General features: G+C 59.1%; 21 protein-coding genes. 5 read left to right on the forward strand and 16 right to left on the reverse strand.

What is annotated here, in order from left to right:
- Positions 1–261: 261 nt before the first annotated feature.
- Positions 262–1,674 (reverse strand): fasciclin domain-containing protein, encoded by a 1,413-nt coding sequence (locus IPM39_06565; protein MBK8985732.1) that lies wholly within the window; start codon positions 1,672–1,674, stop codon positions 262–264.
- A gap of 324 nt (positions 1,675–1,998) precedes the next feature.
- On the opposite strand from IPM39_06565, the gene IPM39_06570 reads away from it, so the two are divergent.
- Positions 1,999–2,598: a YdcF family protein gene (locus IPM39_06570; GenBank protein ID MBK8985733.1), complete on the forward strand. Its 600-nt coding sequence runs from the start codon at positions 1,999–2,001 to the stop codon at positions 2,596–2,598.
- 294 nt (positions 2,599–2,892) lie between these two features.
- Here the strand turns inward: IPM39_06570 and IPM39_06575 are convergent, their stop codons facing one another.
- The 15 genes from IPM39_06575 to IPM39_06645 all read right to left on the reverse strand — a co-directional run bounded on the left by IPM39_06575 (position 2,893) and on the right by IPM39_06645 (position 15,622).
- Complete coding sequence (locus IPM39_06575) at positions 2,893–3,765, reverse strand: MaoC family dehydratase N-terminal domain-containing protein (GenBank protein ID MBK8985734.1); 873 nt, start codon at positions 3,763–3,765, stop codon at positions 2,893–2,895.
- Between the two features lie 22 nt (positions 3,766–3,787).
- Positions 3,788–4,126 (reverse strand): nucleotide pyrophosphohydrolase, encoded by a 339-nt coding sequence (locus IPM39_06580; protein ID MBK8985735.1) that lies wholly within the window; start codon positions 4,124–4,126, stop codon positions 3,788–3,790.
- A gap of 13 nt (positions 4,127–4,139) precedes the next feature.
- Positions 4,140–4,643 carry a hypothetical protein gene (locus tag IPM39_06585; protein MBK8985736.1) on the reverse strand — a complete coding sequence of 168 codons (504 nt, stop codon included), beginning with the start codon at positions 4,641–4,643 and terminating at the stop codon, positions 4,140–4,142.
- A gap of 169 nt (positions 4,644–4,812) precedes the next feature.
- Complete coding sequence (locus IPM39_06590) at positions 4,813–6,513, reverse strand: acyl-CoA dehydrogenase family protein (GenBank protein MBK8985737.1); 1,701 nt, start codon at positions 6,511–6,513, stop codon at positions 4,813–4,815.
- Positions 6,514–6,594: 81 nt separating this feature from the next.
- Complete coding sequence (locus tag IPM39_06595) at positions 6,595–7,788, reverse strand: CoA transferase (GenBank protein MBK8985738.1); 1,194 nt, start codon at positions 7,786–7,788, stop codon at positions 6,595–6,597.
- Between the two features lie 83 nt (positions 7,789–7,871).
- Positions 7,872–9,500, reverse strand: coding sequence for a long-chain fatty acid--CoA ligase (locus IPM39_06600; GenBank protein ID MBK8985739.1), 1,629 nt, complete (start codon positions 9,498–9,500; stop codon positions 7,872–7,874).
- Positions 9,501–9,563: 63 nt separating this feature from the next.
- Positions 9,564–10,061 carry a thioesterase family protein gene (locus IPM39_06605; GenBank protein ID MBK8985740.1) on the reverse strand — a complete coding sequence of 166 codons (498 nt, stop codon included), beginning with the start codon at positions 10,059–10,061 and terminating at the stop codon, positions 9,564–9,566.
- Between the two features lie 34 nt (positions 10,062–10,095).
- Positions 10,096–11,079, reverse strand: a complete 984-nt coding sequence (locus IPM39_06610; GenBank protein MBK8985741.1) for an MBL fold metallo-hydrolase — start codon at positions 11,077–11,079, stop codon at positions 10,096–10,098.
- Between the two features lie 173 nt (positions 11,080–11,252).
- The gene (locus IPM39_06615; GenBank protein ID MBK8985742.1) at positions 11,253–11,393 is read right to left on the reverse strand and encodes a hypothetical protein; all 141 of its coding nucleotides are present in this window, start codon (positions 11,391–11,393) and stop codon (positions 11,253–11,255) included.
- The gene (locus tag IPM39_06620; protein ID MBK8985743.1) at positions 11,354–11,707 is read right to left on the reverse strand and encodes a hypothetical protein; all 354 of its coding nucleotides are present in this window, start codon (positions 11,705–11,707) and stop codon (positions 11,354–11,356) included. The genes IPM39_06615 and IPM39_06620 overlap by 40 nt, the downstream gene beginning before the upstream one ends.
- 78 nt (positions 11,708–11,785) lie before the next feature.
- Complete coding sequence (locus tag IPM39_06625) at positions 11,786–12,472, reverse strand: 2-phosphosulfolactate phosphatase (protein MBK8985744.1); 687 nt, start codon at positions 12,470–12,472, stop codon at positions 11,786–11,788.
- A 34-nt stretch (positions 12,473–12,506) separates the two neighbouring features.
- Positions 12,507–13,031 carry a GNAT family N-acetyltransferase gene (locus IPM39_06630; protein MBK8985745.1) on the reverse strand — a complete coding sequence of 175 codons (525 nt, stop codon included), beginning with the start codon at positions 13,029–13,031 and terminating at the stop codon, positions 12,507–12,509.
- Between the two features lie 286 nt (positions 13,032–13,317).
- Positions 13,318–14,049 (reverse strand): hypothetical protein, encoded by a 732-nt coding sequence (locus tag IPM39_06635; GenBank protein MBK8985746.1) that lies wholly within the window; start codon positions 14,047–14,049, stop codon positions 13,318–13,320.
- A gap of 17 nt (positions 14,050–14,066) precedes the next feature.
- A complete protein-coding gene (locus tag IPM39_06640; GenBank protein ID MBK8985747.1) occupies positions 14,067–15,029 on the reverse strand; it encodes a hypothetical protein in 963 nt (320 codons plus the stop codon).
- Entirely contained in the window at positions 15,008–15,622 is a 615-nt protein-coding gene (locus IPM39_06645) for a hypothetical protein (protein ID MBK8985748.1), read from the reverse strand. The genes IPM39_06640 and IPM39_06645 overlap by 22 nt, the downstream gene beginning before the upstream one ends.
- Positions 15,623–15,768: 146 nt before the next feature.
- Between IPM39_06645 and IPM39_06650 the strand changes: the two genes are divergently transcribed.
- The 4 genes from IPM39_06650 (at position 15,769) to IPM39_06665 (ending at position 19,162) form a co-directional block, all read left to right on the forward strand.
- Positions 15,769–16,611, forward strand: coding sequence for a hypothetical protein (locus IPM39_06650; protein MBK8985749.1), 843 nt, complete (start codon positions 15,769–15,771; stop codon positions 16,609–16,611).
- Positions 16,539–17,120 carry a GAF domain-containing protein gene (locus tag IPM39_06655; GenBank protein ID MBK8985750.1) on the forward strand — a complete coding sequence of 194 codons (582 nt, stop codon included), beginning with the start codon at positions 16,539–16,541 and terminating at the stop codon, positions 17,118–17,120. Before IPM39_06650 ends, IPM39_06655 begins: the two co-directional genes overlap by 73 nt.
- On the forward strand, positions 17,096–17,875 hold the full coding sequence (locus IPM39_06660; protein ID MBK8985751.1) for a HAMP domain-containing histidine kinase: 780 nt from the start codon (positions 17,096–17,098) through the stop codon (positions 17,873–17,875). Before IPM39_06655 ends, IPM39_06660 begins: the two co-directional genes overlap by 25 nt.
- 111 nt (positions 17,876–17,986) lie before the next feature.
- Positions 17,987–19,162, forward strand: coding sequence for a cysteine desulfurase (locus tag IPM39_06665; GenBank protein ID MBK8985752.1), 1,176 nt, complete (start codon positions 17,987–17,989; stop codon positions 19,160–19,162).

Here is a 19,162-nt window from a genome sequence, read left to right on the forward strand (position 1 = left end):
AATTCTTAATGGTGTGTTTCATTTGAGTTACGCCTTGTGTAGGGGCGAGATGGCGCGGTATGGTATTTGCCGCAGCGAACGGCATATTCTCGCGCCATCTTGCCCAACTTGCCCGATAAACGCCTGTGCCGGGCAAAGAAGAGGGCGAGACGGGCGGCGGCTTGTGCCCTCTCAGCCGTGAAAGTTGCCGGAAAAGCAAACTGAGCGGACAGCATCAAAAGATGGGCCGCTCAGTTTGCTTTGGGAGGAGATTTAGTTGAACTAATTGGCGGGCAGTAAGACCGCGTCAATCACGTGGATAACCCCGTTCGAGGCTTCGATGTCGGTGATGATGACGGTGGCGCTGCCGTTGAGTATAACGCTGCCACCAACTATGCTAATGGCGACGTCCTGGCCCAACAGGGTGGTGGCGGATGTCAGGTTAACCACATCGGCGGCCATCACTTTGCCATCTACCACGTGGTAGAGCAAAATGTCTTTCAGCGCGCCTTCGGGGTCTTGCAGCAGGCTTTCGACAGTGCCGGCCGGTAGGGCGGCAAAGGCATCATCGGTCGGGGCGAAGACGGTGAAAGAGCCTTCGCCAGCCAGCGTTTCGGCCAGCCCGGCGGCGGTGACGGCGGCGACGAGGGTGTTAAAACGGCCGTCGGCCACAGCAATGTCTACAATAGAAGGCAGGGCCATCGTGTCAGTTGCGGCCGCAGTCATGGTAGGGGGCAAAATCACCGCGTCAATGACGTGGATGACGCCGTTCGAGGCTTCGATGTCGGTGATAATGACGGTGGCGCTGCCATTCAGCATCACGTTACCACCTTCTACGCTGACAGCGATGTCTTCGCCCTGGATGGTGGTGGCGGATGTCAGGTTAACCACATCGGCGGCCATGACTTTGCCATCTACCACGTGGTAGAGCAAAATGTCTTTCAACGCGCCTTCGGGGTCTTGCAGCAGGCTTTCGACGGTGCCGGCCGGCAGGGCGGCAAAGGCATCATCGGTCGGGGCGAAGACGGTGAAAGAGCCTTCGCCAGCCAGCGTTTCGGCCAGCCCGGCGGCGGTGACGGCGGCGACCAGGGTGTTAAAACGGCCGTCGGCCACAGCAATGTCTACAATAGAGGGCAGCGTTTCCGCGGCGGTGGTCATGGTAGGGGGCAAAATCACCGCGTCAATGACGTGGATGACGCCGTTCGAGGCTTCGATGTCGGTGATAATGACGGTGGCGCTGCCATTCAGCATCACGTTACCACCTTCTACGCTGATAGCGATGTCTTCGCCCTGGATGGTGGTGGCGGATGTCAGGTTAACCACATCGGCGGCCATCACTTTGCCATCCACCACATGGTAGAGCAAAATGTCTTTCAGCGCGCCTTCGGGGTCTTGCAGCAGGCTTTCGACGGTGCCGGCCGGCAGGGCGGCAAAGGCATCATCGGTCGGGGCGAAGACGGTGAAAGAGCCTTCGCCAGCCAGCGTTTCGGCCAGCCCGGCGGCGGTGACGGCGGCGACCAGGGTGTTAAAACGGCCGTCGGCCACGGCAATGTCTACAATGGTATTGGCTGCGGCCATCGGTTCCTCAGTGGGGGCGGGGACGGCCGTAGGCATGGGCGTCGGCTCCGCTGAGCCACAGGCGGCGATGAATAAGGCTAAAATCGTTAACAAACTCAAAAGGGTCAGGCGTTTCATGAAATGATCTCTCCTTGAACTATTTGTCATGTTGTTTTGCACATTGTTCTGCACAATTGTCTGCCACTGAAAGGGCAGCACGTGGTTATGTCCAACATCTTACGAGTTTGTCAATGTTTTGTCAATCTAATTTAGACATTATCTCAATGATGTCTAATATTTGTCCGGCTTTATGAGAAGGGGATTAGCCGCCAGAGACAGGGCCAACGGCCACATTACCGTTTTTTCAGGAGTAGGGATAAGATCGCTGTTATGCAAGACAACGATGAAAACCAAGAATCTATTAAGGTGCGCCTGGGCTATCGCGGCTGTTTTTGGCTGCTGATGGGTCTGGCGCTGATGGCGAGTTTGCCCTTTTTTTGGCGCACGGCCGTTAAGTGGTATTACCAGCGCCACATCTACACGGCTGAGGCGGTTCCGGCGCAGCGGGCGGCGGTGGTATTTGGCGCGGCGGTGTATGGCAACGGCCGTCTCAGTCCTATTTTGCGTGACAGAGTGCAAACGGCCGTGCAGTTGTATCAAAGCGGCCAGGTCAACAAAATAATCATGTCTGGCGACAATCAAACGCTGGACTACGACGAACCGAGCGCCATGGTGGCCTACGCCATCGCCCAGGGCGTGCCGCCCGAAGACGTGCAGCCCGACTATGGCGGGCGGCGCACCTATGATACTTGCTACCGGGCGCGGGCTATTTTTCAGGTGGATACGGCCGTTTTGGTGACGCAGGCGTTTCACCTGCCGCGGGCGTTGTTCACCTGTCGCCAGTTGGGGGTGACAAGCGTCGGGGTGTCGGCCGATTTGCGCAGTTATCGTGGGGCGGGTTGGTATGAATTTCGTGAAACGGTGGCGACGTTGGTGGCTCTGTGGGATGTGATCCGGCAGGTTCCGCCGCCGGTGTTGGGCGAACCGCTGCCGCTGCAATAGAAATACAACAGCAACTCACCACGGGGACACAGAAGGCACAGAGTCAGAGCGAAGCATCCCGCTCCAGTCAGAATAACGGGACGCTTTGTTTATACGGAAGATTGGACAAATCTTCTGCGATTTGTCCAATCTAAGCGTGTCCTGAAATGAACCATGTCGCCTGGCGCAGGGTAGCGGCCAGTTCACAGCCGCTCACTATGTGATCATCTAGAAATTACATGGCCCAGATTGGACCAATCTCCAAGATTGGTCCAATCTAAAAACAGGAAGTTATTCTTAGATGATTGCTATGGGTTAATGCAGGTCTATCACGGCATTTGCTAAGACAATTTCGTCTCGTTCGGCCGCTTTGCATTGGAAAACAACCCGATTGGCCGACTCCTGCCACATTTCGGTGATGAGCGTCTCGCCGGGAAAGACATGTTTGCTAAAACGCGCCTGCATTCCTTTGAAACGGCTTACTTCATAGCCAGTAAACGTCTTCATCACAGCGCGGGCGGCGAAGCCATACGTACACAGGCCATGCAAAATGGGCCGGTCGAAGCCGCCAAAAGCGGCCATTTGTGGATCGGCGTGCAGCGGATTGCGGTCTTTGGACGAGAGGCGATACAGCAGGGCTTGATTGGGCTGCGTTTGTTCGCGGACAATGGCGTCCGGGGCGCGATCGGGCGGCTGATTGGCCTTGCTGGCAGATGGGCCACGGTCGCCGCCGAAGCCGCCCAACCCGCGGATGAAGAGGGAACTGCGGTTTAGGGCCACTTCGGCGCCAGTTTCGTCCACTGTTTGTACTTCCAGGATGACCAGTGCGCCGGAGCCTTTGTCGTAGATGTTGGTGATGCGGGCCTGGTTGGTGAAGGTGGCGCTGGGGGGTAACGGCCGTTTCAATTCCACGCTCTGTTCGCCATGCAGCAGCATCATCGGGTTAAAACTCAGGCCGGGCACGTCCACAATTTGCCAGAACAACGTAAACGGAAACGTGACGGCCAGCGTGGGAAGCGCTTGAAAGCCGGATCCGTGCAGTTCGTAGACAAACGGCAGTTCGGCCGGGTCTACCGGGTTGGCGCCCATGCCAATGGACAGGGCGTAGAGAATGGCGTCATCCTCGTCGTAAACGCTCGGCGCAGACTTGAATGCGTGGTTAAGGACTTGTTCGAGGTCAATGGACATGGGGACTCCTTGAAGAGAATGGTCAATCGTCAATCGTTCTTAGTTTTGGATTGTTGGCGTGGCGGTCGCGGTCGCGGCTGGTTTTTTTAGCCATATTTTTAACGAAGGCGGCCGTCAGGTCTATGCCGGTCTGGTTTGCCAGGCAAATAAGAACAAACAGCACGTCGGCCATTTCGTCGGCCAGGTCATAGGCTTCGTCTGATTTCTTGAAGGATTGGTCGCCATACAACCGGGCCATCAGCCGGGCCACTTCACCGACTTCTTCCATGAGAACGGCCGTATTCGTCAGCTCCGAATAATAACGCACGCCAATGGTTGTCACCCACTCATCTACAACCCGCTGACATTCTTTTATGGTCAGGTCGTCAGGCATGTTATTGCATCCGCTGGCCGATGGAGCCGAGGTAGACATCTATGCGTGAGCCGTGGATGGCTGAGTCCCAACGCAGGCGTAAATTGTCTTGCACGGCCGTTTTGGGCACAATAAACACCAGATTGCCGATACCCGACCCCCCTTGAGGCACAGATAACGGCAGGCGGGTAATCTGCTCTTCGTAGGGCAGGGGAGATTGCCAGGCGGGGTAAATGTTGCCGTGCGCGTCCACCAGCGTCATCGTTGGCGGCACCACGTCATACTCACTCTGATTGGTAATTGTTAGCGCCAGGACAACGTGGGCGTAATCCGGGTTGCCTTCATCACGCACAGACAATAAACCGGCCTGCTCCACCTGAATACCGACGCCATTCAGCAGCACCGGAAACCCCAAAGAGCCGGCGGCGTAATTGTTTTGTGGGCTGGCGCTTTCCTGGCTGCGCTGGCAGCCGGCCAGCGCCACCAGGGCGATGAGAACAAAAAGAGCGAACTTGCGATACTTCACGCTTCCCTCCTGAGGGTATGGCGGCGTCACCGGTCAGAGTGGGCCACAACTTCCAATAAACGGCCGTTTCCCGGCCAACTTTTGGGGAATGGGACGCGGATTTTTTGTGGTCTATCCGCGAAAATCCGCTGTATCTGCGTTTATCCGCATCCCATTCTCAGTCAGACTATTAAGGCAGTGGCAGCGGCCAATCGTTTGCCAGCGCCACGGCGTCGTCCCGGTCTATGTCGCCAATCAGATCAATGCCGGTTTGGGCAAAGCGGCGGGCGGCGGCCAGAGCACGGCCGTCTTTTTCCACCGCCAACGACCACTGCGCGTGTTCTGCCAGCAGGGCTAATTCTAACGCCCTACCCAGGGTTAACGCAAAACGGCGCGCCCCGGCTTCCACCGCCGGTTGTCCGGCGCTCAGCGCCTGGAGCAGCCATTGTTCGGCGTGGGTGACGGCCGTGATGGCAAACTGCCCCGTTTGCGCCAGCGACGGCTGCCGGGCGCTGGCGGTGCAGGCGTGTATTTTGCTCTTTAGCGCCCGCAGCCCTTCGCCTTCTTCACTGGTCAGGGCACGCAGGGCGTCGAGCGCCAGCACGTTGGTCGTGCCCTCCCAGATGGGCAAGACCTGGCTGTCGCGCAGCAGCAGCGGCAGGCCAGTATCTTCCACATAGCCCGCGCCGCCAAACGCCTCCAGCACTTCGCTGGCGGCGGCCACCGCCTGCTTGCCGGTGACCAGTTTGTTGATGGATGTGAGCAGCCGCAGCAGGTGGCCTTCTTCCTCCGTCAGATCGCCATTTTCTTCTTTGCCGATCAGCTCGACCACAAAGAAACTGAGCATAAAAGCGGCTTCAAATTCCGCCTGGATGGCCGCCAGGGTGTCCAGGTGCAGCGGCTTTTGCGCCAGATGCGCGCCGAAGGCCCATCTCTTTTGCGCGTAGTCACGCGCCAATGCCAACCCGCGCCGCATGAAGGAAACGGCCGTCACGCTGTTCCAGGTGCGCGTCAGGTGCAGCATCGGCACGATGTTGCGCACGCCGTTCGCCAACTCCATCACCGGCGTGGCCGGGGTTCCATGCATGTAGAGTTCGGCGGTGGGCACTTTGCGCGTACCCAGTTTGTCCTTCAGGCGGGCGACTTCGATGTTTTGCAGCTTTCCCGCCTCGTCGCGCAGTTCCAGGTAAAAGAGGGCCAACCCGCGTCCGCCGCCGGGGTTGCCTTCAGGGCGGGCCAGGGTGAGGGTCATGGGGGAGGTGGTGGCGCTGGTGAACCATTTACGGCCGTACAGCCGCCATTCGCCATCTTCCTGCCGCGCCACCGTCTCGCTCAGGCCCACGTCCGAGCCGCCGGTGGATTCGGTCATCCACTGGCCGCTGGTCCAAAAGGTGGCCGGATCGCGGCTGGTGAGATGGGGGATCGCCTGGTCAATCAGCGCCCGGTTGCCCGATTTGAGCAGCGTGCGGGTGGCTCCGTCGGTCATCGCCAGTGGGCAGGTGTAGACATCGGTGGACGGGTGGAAGAGATAAGCGCGGGTGAACTGGTTGAGGCGGTCGAAACGGCCGTATCGTCCCTCATACGCCGCCGCCACCACGCCAAATTCGGCCGCCAGCTTTTCCGCCCGCTTCCAGAGGGATGTGATTTCGATCTGATCAATGCGGTTGCCCCAGGGGTCCCATTGGGTAAGGATTGGTTCGTTGGGTAAATCGGCAAGCTGCATCTGGTACAGTTCGCCGCCGGACAAGTCACCTAATTCGCGCAAGGCCGGTTCGATGTCGCGGCGAATTTCTTCTGGAAGCATGCGCCGCAGGTAAGAGCGCAGCACCCGGTCGTCGTCGTACTGGTTGCCCAGTTCCGGGGCCGGTTGGTTAAACGGTTGAAAATTCATTTGCTCCTCCTTTTGAACCGGGGCGTAAACACCCCGGCAGCCGAACGACGCCGGGTGAACCCGGCTATTACGTGCTGTTCATTATCCGATTGCGCCGGAGTTGCGCAAATCCTCAATTCTGTCAGCAGAAAACCCCAATTTTTGCAGAACTTCGTCGGTGTGGGCGCCTACGGCCGTTCCCACCCCCCTATATTCCGCTTCTCCCGCCGAAAACTTGAGCGGGCTGCCGATTTGCTTTTGCGTGCCGCCGTCGGGCTTGGGCACGTCCACCACCAGTCCGCGCGCCTGCACCTGGGGATGCTCCAGCATTTTGGGGATGGTCAGCACCGGTTCCACGCAGACGTCCAGTTCGGCAAACACGGCCGTCCATGCCGCTAACGGCCGTTGCCCAATCTCCGCCGCAATCTCCGCCTTCAGCGCCTGCTGGTTGGCCGGCGACTGGTCCAGGCCGCGCCCGATCAGGTCGGGGCGGCCGATGGCCTGGCAGAAACCCTGCCAGAACTTGGGTTCCAGGCTGCCCACGGAGAGGTAACGGCCGTCGGCCGTCTGGTAATAATCATAAAAACTGCCGCCGTTGAGCATCCAGCCTTCCCGCTGCGGCGTCTCGCCGCCCACCAGGAAATGGCTGGCGATGTGGGCCTGCCAGGCGATGGCCATATCTAACATGCTCACGTCTACCATTTGCCCCTGGCCGGTGACGTGGCGGTGGATAACGGCCGTGAGAATCCCCATCACCGCGCCCAACGAGCCGCCGCCCACGTCGGCGATTTGCGCGCCCAGCGGCGGCGGGCCGCTGCTCTGGCGGCCGGAATGGCTCATCAGGCCGGACAGGGCCAGATAGTTGTTGTCGTGACCGGCGCGATCTTTGTAGGGGCCGGTCTGGCCGTAACCGGTGATGGCGCAGTAGATCAGGCCGGGATTTACCGCCTTCAGGTCGTTGTACCCCAGGCCAAGCCGGGCCATGACGCCGGGGCGAAACTGCTCCAGCACCACGTCGTAGCCGCCGCCATCGGCGGCCACCAGTCGTTTGACGACCTCTACCGCTTCTGGCTGTTTCAAATCCAGGCCGATGGAGCGCTTGTTGCGATTCAGTACCCCATGCCAGCCGGAAATAGCGCCGTCAAAGGGGGGCATCATGCGCACCAGGTCGGCGCGATGCGGCGCTTCCACGCGCACCACGTCTGCGCCTATGTCGGCCAACAACATGGAGGCAAACGGGCCAGGCAGCAGGGTGGAGAAATCCAGGAGTTTGAGGGAGGTGAGGGGGGTGGTCATGGGAGTTTTCAGTGGTCAGCGTTCAGTGTTCAGTGTTCGTTAAACTGTTTGCTGAACACTGAACACTGCTTACTTCTTACCGCCTATGGAACAAGCTGCCCATCCGCGTACAACTTCCGCAGGGTGGCTTTGCTGAATTTGCCAACGCTGGTTTTGGGGATTTCGGTGATGAAGACGAAGTCGTCGGGAATCCAGAATTTGGCGACGCGGGCGGCCAGGAACTCTTTCAGGTCGTCAACGGTCAGGTCGTAACCGTCTTTGGTGGGGACGATGGCGGCTAACGGCCGTTCCGACCACTTCTCATCCGGGATGGCGATCACGGCCGCTTCCATCACTTTCGGATGGGCCATCAGCACGTTCTCCAACTCCACCGACGAAATCCACTCGCCGCCGCTCTTCACCAGGTCCTTCGTGCGGTCGGTGATGTTCATAATGCCGTGTTCATCAATCGTAGACACGTCGCCGGTGCGGAACCAACCATCGTCGGTCATGTAATCGTCGGTAATGTCGCGCTTAAAGTATTGGCTGATAATCCACGGGCCGCGTACTTGCAGTTCGCCCATTTGCTTGCCGTCCCAGGGCAGTTCCCGGCCGATGGCGTCCACAATGCGCATCTCCACGCCGCAAATGGCATACCCTTGTTTGGCTTTGATATCCCACTTCTCTTCGTCGGATAAATCCTGATGATGGCCTTGCAAGATAGAAACCGTGCCCAGCGGCGATAGTTCCGTCATCCCCCAGGCGTGCAGCACACTGACGCCCAATTGGCTCTCAAAATCCTTGATGAGTTGGCGCGGCATCGCCGATCCACCGACGATGAGGGCGCGTACGCTGGAAATGTCGCGGGGGTTTTGTTTCAGTTCGTGATACAGCGCCGTCCAAATGGTGGGCACACCAGCAGCAATGGTCACTTTTTCCTGTTCGATAAGCATCGCCAATGGTTCCGGTTTCAGGTGTGGGCCAGGCATCACCACATCGGAGCCGGCCATAGCGCAGGCATAAGGCAGCCCCCAGGCCATCGCGTGGAACTGCGGCACGACAGGCAGTACCACGTCTGATTCCAACATGCCCAGGGCAGCCGCCTGGTTTTCACCCAGGGTGTGCAGATACATGGAGCGGTGGCTGTACAGCGCACCTTTGGGATGGCCGGTGGTGCCGCTGGTGTAACAAAGGCCCATTGCCATGTTTTCGTCGGTGGAGCGCCAGGCAAAGTCTTCATCGGAATCGGCGATGAGGTCTTCGTAGTAAAGGACGTTGCGCAATTTGGTGGGCGTGCCTTTGGGCGCGTTGAGCAAAACGTAATGCTTGACGCTGGTAATCTGGTGAGCGACCCGTTCATAAAGCGGCAGCAAGGTGGCGTCTATGAAGACGATCTGGTCTTCGGCGTGGTCCACAATGTAGGAGAGCTGCTCTGGGAAGAGGCGAATGTTGAGGGTATGGCAGACGGCCCCTGCGCCGGGGATGGCGTAATACAGTTCCATATGTTGGTAATGGTTCCAGGCAAAGGTCCCTACCCGGTCGCCCGGCTCGATGCCTAATTTAACCAACGCTTTGGACAGGCGCTTGACCCGTTTGTACATGTCGGCGTAGGTGTAACGGTGCATGGAACCATCGGGCAGCATGGTAGAAATTTGCTTTTTGGGGAACATGCGGTTGGCATATTCCAAAATGCGGTCCATCGTCAACTGGTAATTCATCATCAAACCTTGCATTGTCATACTCTCCTTGTGAAATTGTGCTGAATCGTAATCCGTAATCCGGTTACGGAACACGGATCACGGTCTTATCACCCCACAAACGGGCGCTTGCCAATGAAGTTGGCTGTGTTCGGTCATCAGAGCGTCTATGTTGGCGGCGATGTTGGGTGGGAAGGGGGAGATGCGGCGTTGGGTCAGGTCGGCGTGCGCTCCCATGGATTCCAGGGTGGCGGCCAGTTTGCCCTGGGTTTCATTGATCATGAACAGCATAAAGTGAATCCGTTTGGCCGAACGGCCGATGAGCCGGGCGCGTATGGTCAATTCGTTGCCTTCGTGAACTTCGGCCAGGTAGTTGATGAAATGTTGCAGGGCAAATGCGCCGCCAGCTTTGGAATCGTAATAGGCCTGGTCCATGCCAAAACTGGTGAACAAGTCCCAGGCGGCCGTGTCGAACAAGGCCAGGTAGTAGCGCACGTTCATATGCCCCATCGCGTCCAGATAATCATCCGGCACGGTCTGGCGCAGGTAGCAGGGCAGTGGTTGCAGGTCGGTGGGGGTGGGGAAGGTTAGTCTCATTGTCCTTTATGAGCGAGAGATGCCCTCTCTCGCTCTAGCTCTCGCTTATGAAATAGTGCCATACTCCTGAAATGGTTTCCTGGTGGATAGCGCCATCGGCGAGAAGCAGGTCCAGGTAGCCGATGAGCATCCAGAGGCCGGCGAAGCGAAACTGGGGTGGATGATGGGCGTACATTTTGTCTACAAGGGCGGCGGGGGTGTGGGCGCCTTGTTGGATGTGGGTCAGGCATTCGGCTTTGCGCTGCTGGATGCGCTGGCGCTGTTTGTGGATGACAGTGTGGTGGTCGAGGTTGAAGCGGGGGCCAAACGGCCGTCCATGCCCCGGAAACACCGCTTCAATATCCAACGCCGCTACCCGGTCCAGCGACTGCATAAATTGGGGCAGGGCGGGGATGCGCTCTTCATCGCATAACGGCCGTTCCACCACCGGCGTCGGCGTCGTTTGCAGCAAATGGTCGGCGGAAAGCAGCTGTTTGGTGTCTGGCTGGTAGAAGCAGGTTTGGGCGCTGGCGTGGCCCGGCGTGTGGATTACCTGCCAGGGCAGGCCGCCCAATTGCAGCAGGCCATTGGCCGGGAAGGTGTGCAGGCGTTCGGGCGGGATGGGGTCGAGTTGAGCGGCAACGGCCGTCATGCCGAGCACAATCAATGCGGCCGTATCATCATCCAACCCCACCCGACGCAAGAACGCATCACGAAAGTAAGCCATGCGCTGCTGCCACATAACGGCCGTATCACGCAGCCAATCCGCGCCCAATTCGCAAATCCACACATCGGCGTCGCTGTGGGCGGCGATGGTTCCCGCCTGCCCAAAATGGTCTATGTGCGGATGGGTGATGATCACCCGCGAGATGTCCATGACCGTCAGGTTATGCTCGGCCAGACCAAATTGCAGCGCCTCCCAACTGGCCGGCGACTTCAGGCCAGCGTCTATTAGCACCGGTTCCGGCTGACGAAAAAGGTAGACGTTGACCGGCCCTACGTCGAGTCCGGTTGGCAGTTCGAGGCGAATAGGTTCCATTTTGGGGTTATGCCTGAACAGGGGGTATAGGTTTAAGGTTCGCTAAAATAGAGAGACCTGAGAGTGGAAACCTGACCGGCCTCAGGTCTCAGTAGCCGTCTAACAATTATGTGGCACAGGTTGGACCCATCTTCAAGATGGGTCCAATCTAAAAAATTGTCAATCTCAGGATACTACTCAAACTGCTTCCAGTTCAGGCCGACCAGGTAGCTGACGATGGCTGCCGGGGCCAGGGCGCTGAAGCCCGCACCGACCATCCCGGCCAAAACCATGATCACGGTGGTGGCGGCGGCGGAGGCGAGGTAGAGATACAAGCCCCATTTTTTCCAATACCACAAAGCGGTCGCAGCCGCGATGCGTTGATAACGCTGGTGACGATCATCAGCCACGCATACCAGGGTACATCGGCGAAGCTCATGCCCAGTATCCGCTTTTCGTTGAACAGCAGGATGGTCAAGACGATGTTGACAACCAGGATGAGCAGGATAATGGCCGTGAGGTAGGATTTGCGTTGTTTGGCGACGGCCGTTTTTGCGCCAGTTCCATTTATCTTGGAATAGGGTTTGTTGTTTTTACCTGGCTTTTGGGGATCAGCCGGACTCTTTCCAGAATACTGTGCTTTTGCCATATTTGTTCCTCATTGGGGTGGTATTTGCTGGCCTCTATTTTGACACTACGCCGGGTTTTCGTCCAATGATAGGATTTTTCAGATGGCAACGGCCGTCATCAACCACACACCGCTCTCCTGCCTGGCGCGCATGGCAAAAGAAAACCGGTCCAGGTCCAGCGCGTATTCCAGGTCGGTAATGGGCACGTGGGTAAAAGCGGGATTGGCAAAGAAACGGCCGTTCATCGAATGACGTACCCGGTCCAGATACGGCGCCGGGTCGGGCTGTTCGCCGCGCAGCAGCGCCGATAGATAATCGGAACAGGCTCTATCTTCTTCGCCGTAACCACCAGGGCGGTCATCGGTGTTGACAAAGGTCACTTGCTCCGGCTGCATGGCCTGGACGGCGCGGACGGTGGCCCCGGCGCACACAAAACTGGCGCTAAAAACGGCGGTGGCGTTCACGCTGCGTACCACCCCCTGTGTCCCGGCGCTGGTGCGTTGGATGAGGCGACGGCCGTTCAGGTCCACGCCCACCAGGTCTGTGGGGGAATTGCTGAAATCGAAACCGGGGATGTGACGGCCGTTTACTTCGCCCATCAGCAAGGCATCCGGCCACTGCTGGCGGCCGGCAAACGCCTCATCCACGCTGCTGACCAACATCATTTCGGCTGCGCCAGCGGCAAAGGCAAAGGCGGCTGTGGTAAAAGCGCGCAGCACGTCAATGACGACTACGAGGCCGGCAGCCTGAGTACAGGCGTCTGGGGTAATTTGGTCAATTTTCATATGATTACTCCGTTAGTGATGCGCCACTCGCCCATCAGGAATGCGCGGCGGCTTCCGGCGTGCGCCAATGGTATTGATTGTTTTGTTGCACATCGCGCACCATGCCGATTTTTTCCAGAACGCGCTGCGAGGCCGCGTTATGTGCCTGGGTCCAGGCGGTGACGGCCGTACACCCCGGTTGGCGCAGCGCCCAGGCGACCAATGCCCCGGCGGCTTCGGTCATCAAACCCTGGCCCTGCTGTTCCGGGGCCAGCCCATAGCCGATTTCGACCTCGGCACGGCCGTTGGGCATCCCTTTAAAGCCAATCAGGCCAATCCCCAGGTTGATCTCTGGTCGCGTAATAAGCCAATAGGTGTACCAATCATGGCTGCGCGGGTCGGCCAGACGCATTTTAGACAACTTGGCCCGAATCGCCTGGGCCACAACAGGCGTCACCACAGATGGCAGCACCGCCACACACAAAGCAACGTTTAGCAGGCCGGGATCTTGGTCAATTAGCTGCAATTGAGCCAGCGAAAGAGCCAACAGGCGTAAACGTGGCGTGTCTAATTGGGTCATTGGCCGAATTCTTGTTTGCTGGAGTCTATGCAAAATTACGCCGACTTCTGGTGTCGTAACGCGATTTGCCAACGGGTCTGTTTCATCTCAGTTAAAGGGACAGCATGATTGGCAGGGTTTACGAATTTACTCCTCGACCACGCTAAACTGCAAATCTTGTAAATCCGTGTTCTCTGCGCCTCCGTGGTGAGGGCTTAGGGTTCATATGTTTTTAACCTGGTGAGATTGGACCAATCTTGGAGATTGGTCCAATCTGGAAACTCCAAAGTTAATTGCAAACGAACCCTTAGTAGATACCAAAAATGTCTTTAGGCGAGTCTCCTGGTATAAGCCTGTCGAGAGTAATTTTCTCATACTGTGCCTGCGCCAGATAAGCGGTCGCCAGGGCGACGGCCAGGTTAACGGCCGCCAACAATGTCAGCGCCGCCAACGATTGGTCCAGGCTGCTGTAAAATAGTTCAAACCCGGTCAGAAACAACAGCGCGCCCATACCGGCCTCCAGCGGGTGGACGGCCAGGGCCATGTGCAGCAGCCCTAAAACCAACAGCGCAATCACCGCCAGATTCAGATAAGCCAGGTTGTCTGGGAGCAGCGGCAAATAGACGTTGGGCCGACCAGACAGCCAGAGTACCAGCGGCAGCGCCAACCCGGCAAGCAGGACGCGCACCGCCCACAGCGGCAAACGGTACCGCCACACTCGTACCGTCTGCGGCTGCCGCCACTGAGCCGCCTCGGCTTCCGTCAGGTCGTCCGGCGCGTGGCCCCAATTCACCTGCCGCCCGGTCAGATACAAAATGAGGCAGACAAACCAACCTACCAGCAGCTTGACGATGGCTAAACGCGGGTCCAACACGTCTACAAACAGCAGCAGCGCGGCAAAATAGTGCCCGGCCATGGCCAAAAGCGCCAGCCGCGCATCGGGGACGACCACAACAATGACGGCCGTTAGCCCTACCAACCATGCCGCCGGTTCACCGCGCAAAAATTCCAACCGCTGCAACCAATCAAAAATTGTCATACGCTAATCGTCTATTGTCATGGTGTTAACAAAATGAGGGCGGCCAACAGCAGCAGCCATAACAGGCCGCGTTCGCCTTCTAACAAGGCAGCGGCATCACGCACGGCGCTGACTAGCAGCCGCAGCCCGCCGCCCCAGTGGCCTGAGGCAAGAATAACCGGCCAGCGCACGGCCGTCGGCGCAGGGGGTGCATTCTGTAATAAACGAGCCAGCAGCAGTCCACCCAACAGCGGCAGCAGCAGTGCCGTCCAAACGACCCAGGACACGCCGCCCAAAACCGGCCAGGCCAGCAGCCCCAGCGCCAGCAGCAGCCGCGCCGCGCTTTCTGCCAGGTCCGGCGCAGCCGGCCCTGCCTGGTCAGACGTTTCTTGCTGCCCCAGACCAAAGAGGCAAACGGCCGTCACCAATCCCACTTGCAGCAGCGCCAGCACCGCAACCAATACCCAGCCACCGGCTGCCAGCCACGCCTCAAACAGAGCGGCACGGCCGTTAAACCCGGCCGTCAGCGGCAGACCGGTCAGCGCCGCCAGCGCCAAAACCAATCCGATCAGGCGCTGTCCATTTGCCAGCCAACCGGCCTGGTCTGCCGGAGCCACGCGCCGCCAGCGAGCGACCAGGAACAGCCCGGCCACGGCCAGGCTCCACGCCCGCGCTTCGGCGGCGGCGGCGTCTGGACCAGCCCACAAACCGGCCAGCAGTACAAACCCAGCCGCTGCCAGCGCCAGCGCCGCGCCAAAACGCGCCGGGTCAGTCCGATGTTCCCAGGCGCGCCACAACCCGGCCAAAATGAGCAGCAGGCCCGCCAGGGTGAACAGCAGCAGGCCAGGCATTGGTCCGGTGGCCGACAGCCGGGCCAGCAGAGCCGCCCCGGCCAACAGCGGCGACAACAACAGCAGCACGGCCGTTTCCCGTTTCGCCCCTTCAATGAGAACACGCCAACCGAACAGGGGAACGGCCGTCAGGTATGCCACACCAGCCAACAAGGCCGCCGCTCGCGCCGCCGCCGACCACGTGTTCCACTCGGCGCCGCCGCCAGCGCGGCGGCGTACCAGAGACCCAACGCCCCCGGCAGCAGAATCAGCGCTGCGCCCGGCCCAAGACGATCTTCCGCCTTGTGGCTGGTGAACAATGCCATGACTGCCCAGACCAAGACCGACGCCAACCAGGCGGTCACCAACAACGCTGGTGTACCGGCCCACAGCGTCGCCAGCGTCACCGCGCCAATGAGCAACATGAGACTACGCTGAGGAAAGAAAGAAAGCGGCGTTTGCCGGGCCGGATGATGCGCCAGCAAGGCAGCCGCCAACAGTACCACCAGCCAAACGCCGCCCAGAGACCAGGTCCACGCATCCACCTGCCAGGCGCGTAACGTCGGCCAGGCGGATGCGGCAAGGGTTGGGTCTGGCAGCACAGGTACGGCCGTGCGCAGCCCCAACCACAGGAGGAGCGCCAGAATGAGCGGGGTAACGGCCGTTGCCCCCACCCATCGTGGACGGTAACGAGTCACGGCGGCCACCAACGCGGCCCCCAGCAAAAGCAAGCCAATCAACAATCCAGGTATAAATGTCATCATACGCAAACTGCGATTGTAGCCCTTCACTTGCCGGTTGCCAATGCGCGGCGCGGCGGCCCATCAATTCTCAATTTGTCATGAACTTGGCCGGTCTTTTACCGACCTGCTCTTGCCAACTCCCTCGCAGATGATTAGACTTCCCTTTGATGAAACAAGATCCGATCACCCTTACGCCCAACAACATCCACCAACTGTGGGAAACCTTAACGGCCGAACTGACCGGCATCTTCGATGCCCACTACGTCTGCGCCACCGTCGCCACCGAAGTTGCCCGCCATACCAACACCACCACCGTCGTCGGCATCAGCGACCCCGGCCGCCATTACTACGACGTATGGGTGTGTGATCCACAAGGCAACGTGCAGCAGTCCCGCTGGGACCCACAGCGGGCCACTTTTGATCCCCTGCTGGATAAAGGGCGCGCTGCCTACCAGGACAAATTCACCCTGCCACCCGGCCAACTCGTCAGCAGCGCCCTATGGCAGCTGCCGCGTGAACGCATCCTGGCCGTGCCCATGCCCTTACCCGGCCATTCTGATCCCGTTACACCCCCCGGCATCCTCTGCCTGATAGATCCCGGCGGCGATTGCTTTCTGAACCTGGACAATATCGAACCCCTGGTCGCCAACATGACCGTTTTCCTGGACCGCGCTTACCTGCGCCAGCAAGTCCACCGGCAAAACATCGAATTTAGCGTCGTCTCCGACATCAGTTTTGCCCTTACCTCTACGCTGAGCCTGCAAAAAATTTATGAGCAGTTGATAGACCCCGTGCGCCGCACCCTCATTGTAGAAACGATTTCTGTTGGCCTGATAGACGCCACCAGCGGCGACATCACCTTTGTTCAGACTCTCCTGGGGCCAATGTTTGCCAATTTACCGCCGGTACACATCAAAAAAGGGCAGGGTATCGCCGGTTGGGTGGCCGAACATGGACAGGCGGTTATCATCAACGACGTTTATCCGACCAGCGCTTCTTTGCCCGTGTAGACCGGCAGTCTGGCTTCCGCACCAATTCGATGGTGTGCATCCCCCTGCAAGTGGAAGAGCGCATGATCGGCGTGCTGCAAGCCATCAACAAAAAGAGCGGCGACTTTAATGAGCACGATTTGCGCCTGCTGCAGGCAATTGGCGGCCCGCTGGCGGCGGCCATTGAAAACGCCCGCCTGCACAGCGACGTCATCGCCGAAAAACGGCGCATCGAAACCATCATCAACAGCATGTCCGAAGGACTGCTGACGGTAAACAGCGACGGCCTGATCACCCGCACCAACGACGCCTTACTGACGCTGCTCAACGCTGAAGACCAGGCCCTGATCGGCAAACCGGCCAATACGGCCATTCGTCTGCGCTCCGGGTCGTTGGAAGCCTTCCGCCAGGACGTGCTGGCCGCCGAGCACGAATTTCCCAACTGGCCACAGACATTTACCAGCCGGACGGCGAAACGGCTCCGGTACTCATCAGTGGAGCGTCTGTGCCCGACGACAGCGGCCAGGTGAACGAAATTATTTACGTGTTCAGTGATTTGCGGCAGGTGCGCGAAGTGGAGCGGATGCGCGATGACTTCTTCCACGGCATCATCCATGAACTGCGCACCCCGCTGGCGACCATTTTGATGTATGCCCGCCTGCTGCGCGAAGGCAAAGCGCAAGACAAAGAAAAAGCGGACCGCTTCCTGGGCGTGATTGAGCGGGAAAGTGACCGGCTGCAAAAAATGGTGCGCCAAATGCTGCAAGTAGCCAAACTAGAAGCGCGCGAACTCCAGCGCAGCCCGGAACCGGTGGACCTAAATCCTTTGTTTGATGAGATGCTGCCCCCGCTGGCTGACCAGGCGACAGAAAAGGGATTGGCCTTTAGTCAGCGTATTGAAGCGGATTTGCCGCCGGTGCTGGGCAACCGGGACACGTTTTATTTGATTTTTAAGAACCTGATTGAAAACGCCACCAAGTTCACCATGTCTGGCACGATCCGGGTGGATGCTTTTCACAAGGCGGGCTGGGTTCATGTGGTTGTTAAAGACCAGGGCATCGGCATTCCGAAGGAGAGTTTGCCCAATTTGTTTGGGCGTTTCTTCCGAGCGCAAACGGCCGTAGAACGAGGTATCGCCGGCACCGGTTTAGGGCTGTACATGGTCAAAGAAAGCGTGGAACATTATAAAGGCACCATCGACGTCAGCAGCACCGAAGGCAAAGGCACAACCTTCACCGTGCGCTTCCCCATCATCGAAGTTTATTCCCATATCGGAAGCCGTTAACGCTGCCCAAATCACGCCCTGATCAGGGCGAATTGCGAATAATGTTTAAGAGATTCAGGCGCCGTGGCCTCCACGCCCTGTGGGCGATACCTGATGTCTGGATAACCTATGATGGCCAAACGATCGATTTACCTGGATCATGGGGCTTCGACCCCGGTAGACCCGCGAGTTTTGGCGGCTATGCTGCCCTTTTGGAGCGACGTGTACGGCAACCCGTCGTCGATGCACGCTTACGGCCGTGCCGCTGCCCGCGCCCTGGAAGAAGCCCGCGCCGCCATCGCCGGCCTCATCCGCGCCCAACCGGACGAAATCGTCTTCACCGGCTGCGGCTCCGAAAGCGACAACATCGCCCTGCGCGGGGTGATGCACGCCGCCCGCGCCCAGGCAACCGGCAGCCATCTCATCGTCAGCGCCATCGAACACAGCGCAGTGCTGCATACGGCCGTACAGCTCCGCGACCACTTCGGCTTCGACCTCACCATCATGCCCGTAGATGAAAACGGCCAGATTCGCCCAAACAAACTGACCACCGCCATCCAACCAGACCCCACGCTCATCAGCATCATAGCCGCCAACAACGAGATCGGCAGCTTCCAACCCATCGCCGAGATTGGCGCGCTGGCCCGCGCCAACGGCGTGCTGTTCCACACCGACGCCATCCAGGCGGCGGCCGTGCGCCGCTGGGACATGCGCCGCGAGCAGATTGACCTGCTAAGTATGGCCCCGCATAAATTTTACGGGCCGAAGGGCGTAGGTATTTTATACGTGCGCCAGGGCGTTGAGCTATTATCGCCACAAACGGGCGGCGGGCAGGAAGACGGCCGTCGCGCCGGCACATCGAACGTCGCCTTTGCCGTTGGCGCCGCCACCGCCCTACAGCTGGTTTACGATGAACTGGAAACGCGCACGGCCCATTACCACACGCTTACCAACCGCCTGACAACCGGCCTGCTGGCCGCCTTCCCGGAAGACTGCCGCCTGACCGGCCATCCCACCGACCGGCTGCCCCACAACGCCAGCTTCGCCTTCCGCCATCTCAGCGGCAACGATTTGCTGATGCACCTGGACATGGCCGGTATCGCCGCCAGCAGCGGCTCGGCCTGCAAGACGGGCAATCCCAAACCGGCGGCCACGCTGCAAGCCATCGGCCTGGACGAAAGCTGGACCAAAGGCGGGCTGCGCCTCACTGTCGGCACGCAAACCACGGCGCAAGACGTGGATTACACTCTGGAACAATTGCATGCCATCGTGCCCAAACTGCAAAAATTGGCCGCGATGCTTGCCTGA

Origin of the sequence: Candidatus Leptovillus gracilis (genome assembly GCA_016716065.1) — a bacterium.
Classification (GTDB): domain Bacteria; phylum Chloroflexota; class Anaerolineae; order Promineifilales; family Promineifilaceae; genus Leptovillus; species Leptovillus gracilis.

Excerpts from the sequence above, each read along its gene's own strand:
- IPM39_06565 (MBK8985732.1), bottom strand. The coding sequence starts at position 1,674 with ATGAAACGCCTGACCCTTTTGAGTTTGTTAACGATTTTAGCCTTATTC.
- IPM39_06570 (MBK8985733.1), top strand. The coding sequence starts at position 1,999 with ATGGGTCTGGCGCTGATGGCGAGTTTGCCCTTTTTTTGGCGCACGGCC.
- IPM39_06575 (MBK8985734.1), bottom strand. The coding sequence starts at position 3,765 with ATGTCCATTGACCTCGAACAAGTCCTTAACCACGCATTCAAGTCTGCG.
- IPM39_06590 (MBK8985737.1), bottom strand. The coding sequence starts at position 6,513 with ATGAATTTTCAACCGTTTAACCAACCGGCCCCGGAACTGGGCAACCAG.
- IPM39_06595 (MBK8985738.1), bottom strand. The coding sequence starts at position 7,788 with ATGACCACCCCCCTCACCTCCCTCAAACTCCTGGATTTCTCCACCCTG.
- IPM39_06600 (MBK8985739.1), bottom strand. The coding sequence starts at position 9,500 with ATGCAAGGTTTGATGATGAATTACCAGTTGACGATGGACCGCATTTTG.
- IPM39_06605 (MBK8985740.1), bottom strand. The coding sequence starts at position 10,061 with ATGAGACTAACCTTCCCCACCCCCACCGACCTGCAACCACTGCCCTGC.
- IPM39_06610 (MBK8985741.1), bottom strand. The coding sequence starts at position 11,079 with ATGGAACCTATTCGCCTCGAACTGCCAACCGGACTCGACGTAGGGCCG.
- IPM39_06620 (MBK8985743.1), bottom strand. The coding sequence starts at position 11,707 with ATGGCAAAAGCACAGTATTCTGGAAAGAGTCCGGCTGATCCCCAAAAG.
- IPM39_06625 (MBK8985744.1), bottom strand. The coding sequence starts at position 12,472 with ATGAAAATTGACCAAATTACCCCAGACGCCTGTACTCAGGCTGCCGGC.
- IPM39_06630 (MBK8985745.1), bottom strand. The coding sequence starts at position 13,031 with ATGACCCAATTAGACACGCCACGTTTACGCCTGTTGGCTCTTTCGCTG.
- IPM39_06635 (MBK8985746.1), bottom strand. The coding sequence starts at position 14,049 with ATGACAATTTTTGATTGGTTGCAGCGGTTGGAATTTTTGCGCGGTGAA.
- IPM39_06645 (MBK8985748.1), bottom strand. The coding sequence starts at position 15,622 with ATGATGACATTTATACCTGGATTGTTGATTGGCTTGCTTTTGCTGGGG.
- IPM39_06650 (MBK8985749.1), top strand. The coding sequence starts at position 15,769 with ATGAAACAAGATCCGATCACCCTTACGCCCAACAACATCCACCAACTG.
- IPM39_06665 (MBK8985752.1), top strand. The coding sequence starts at position 17,987 with ATGGCCAAACGATCGATTTACCTGGATCATGGGGCTTCGACCCCGGTA.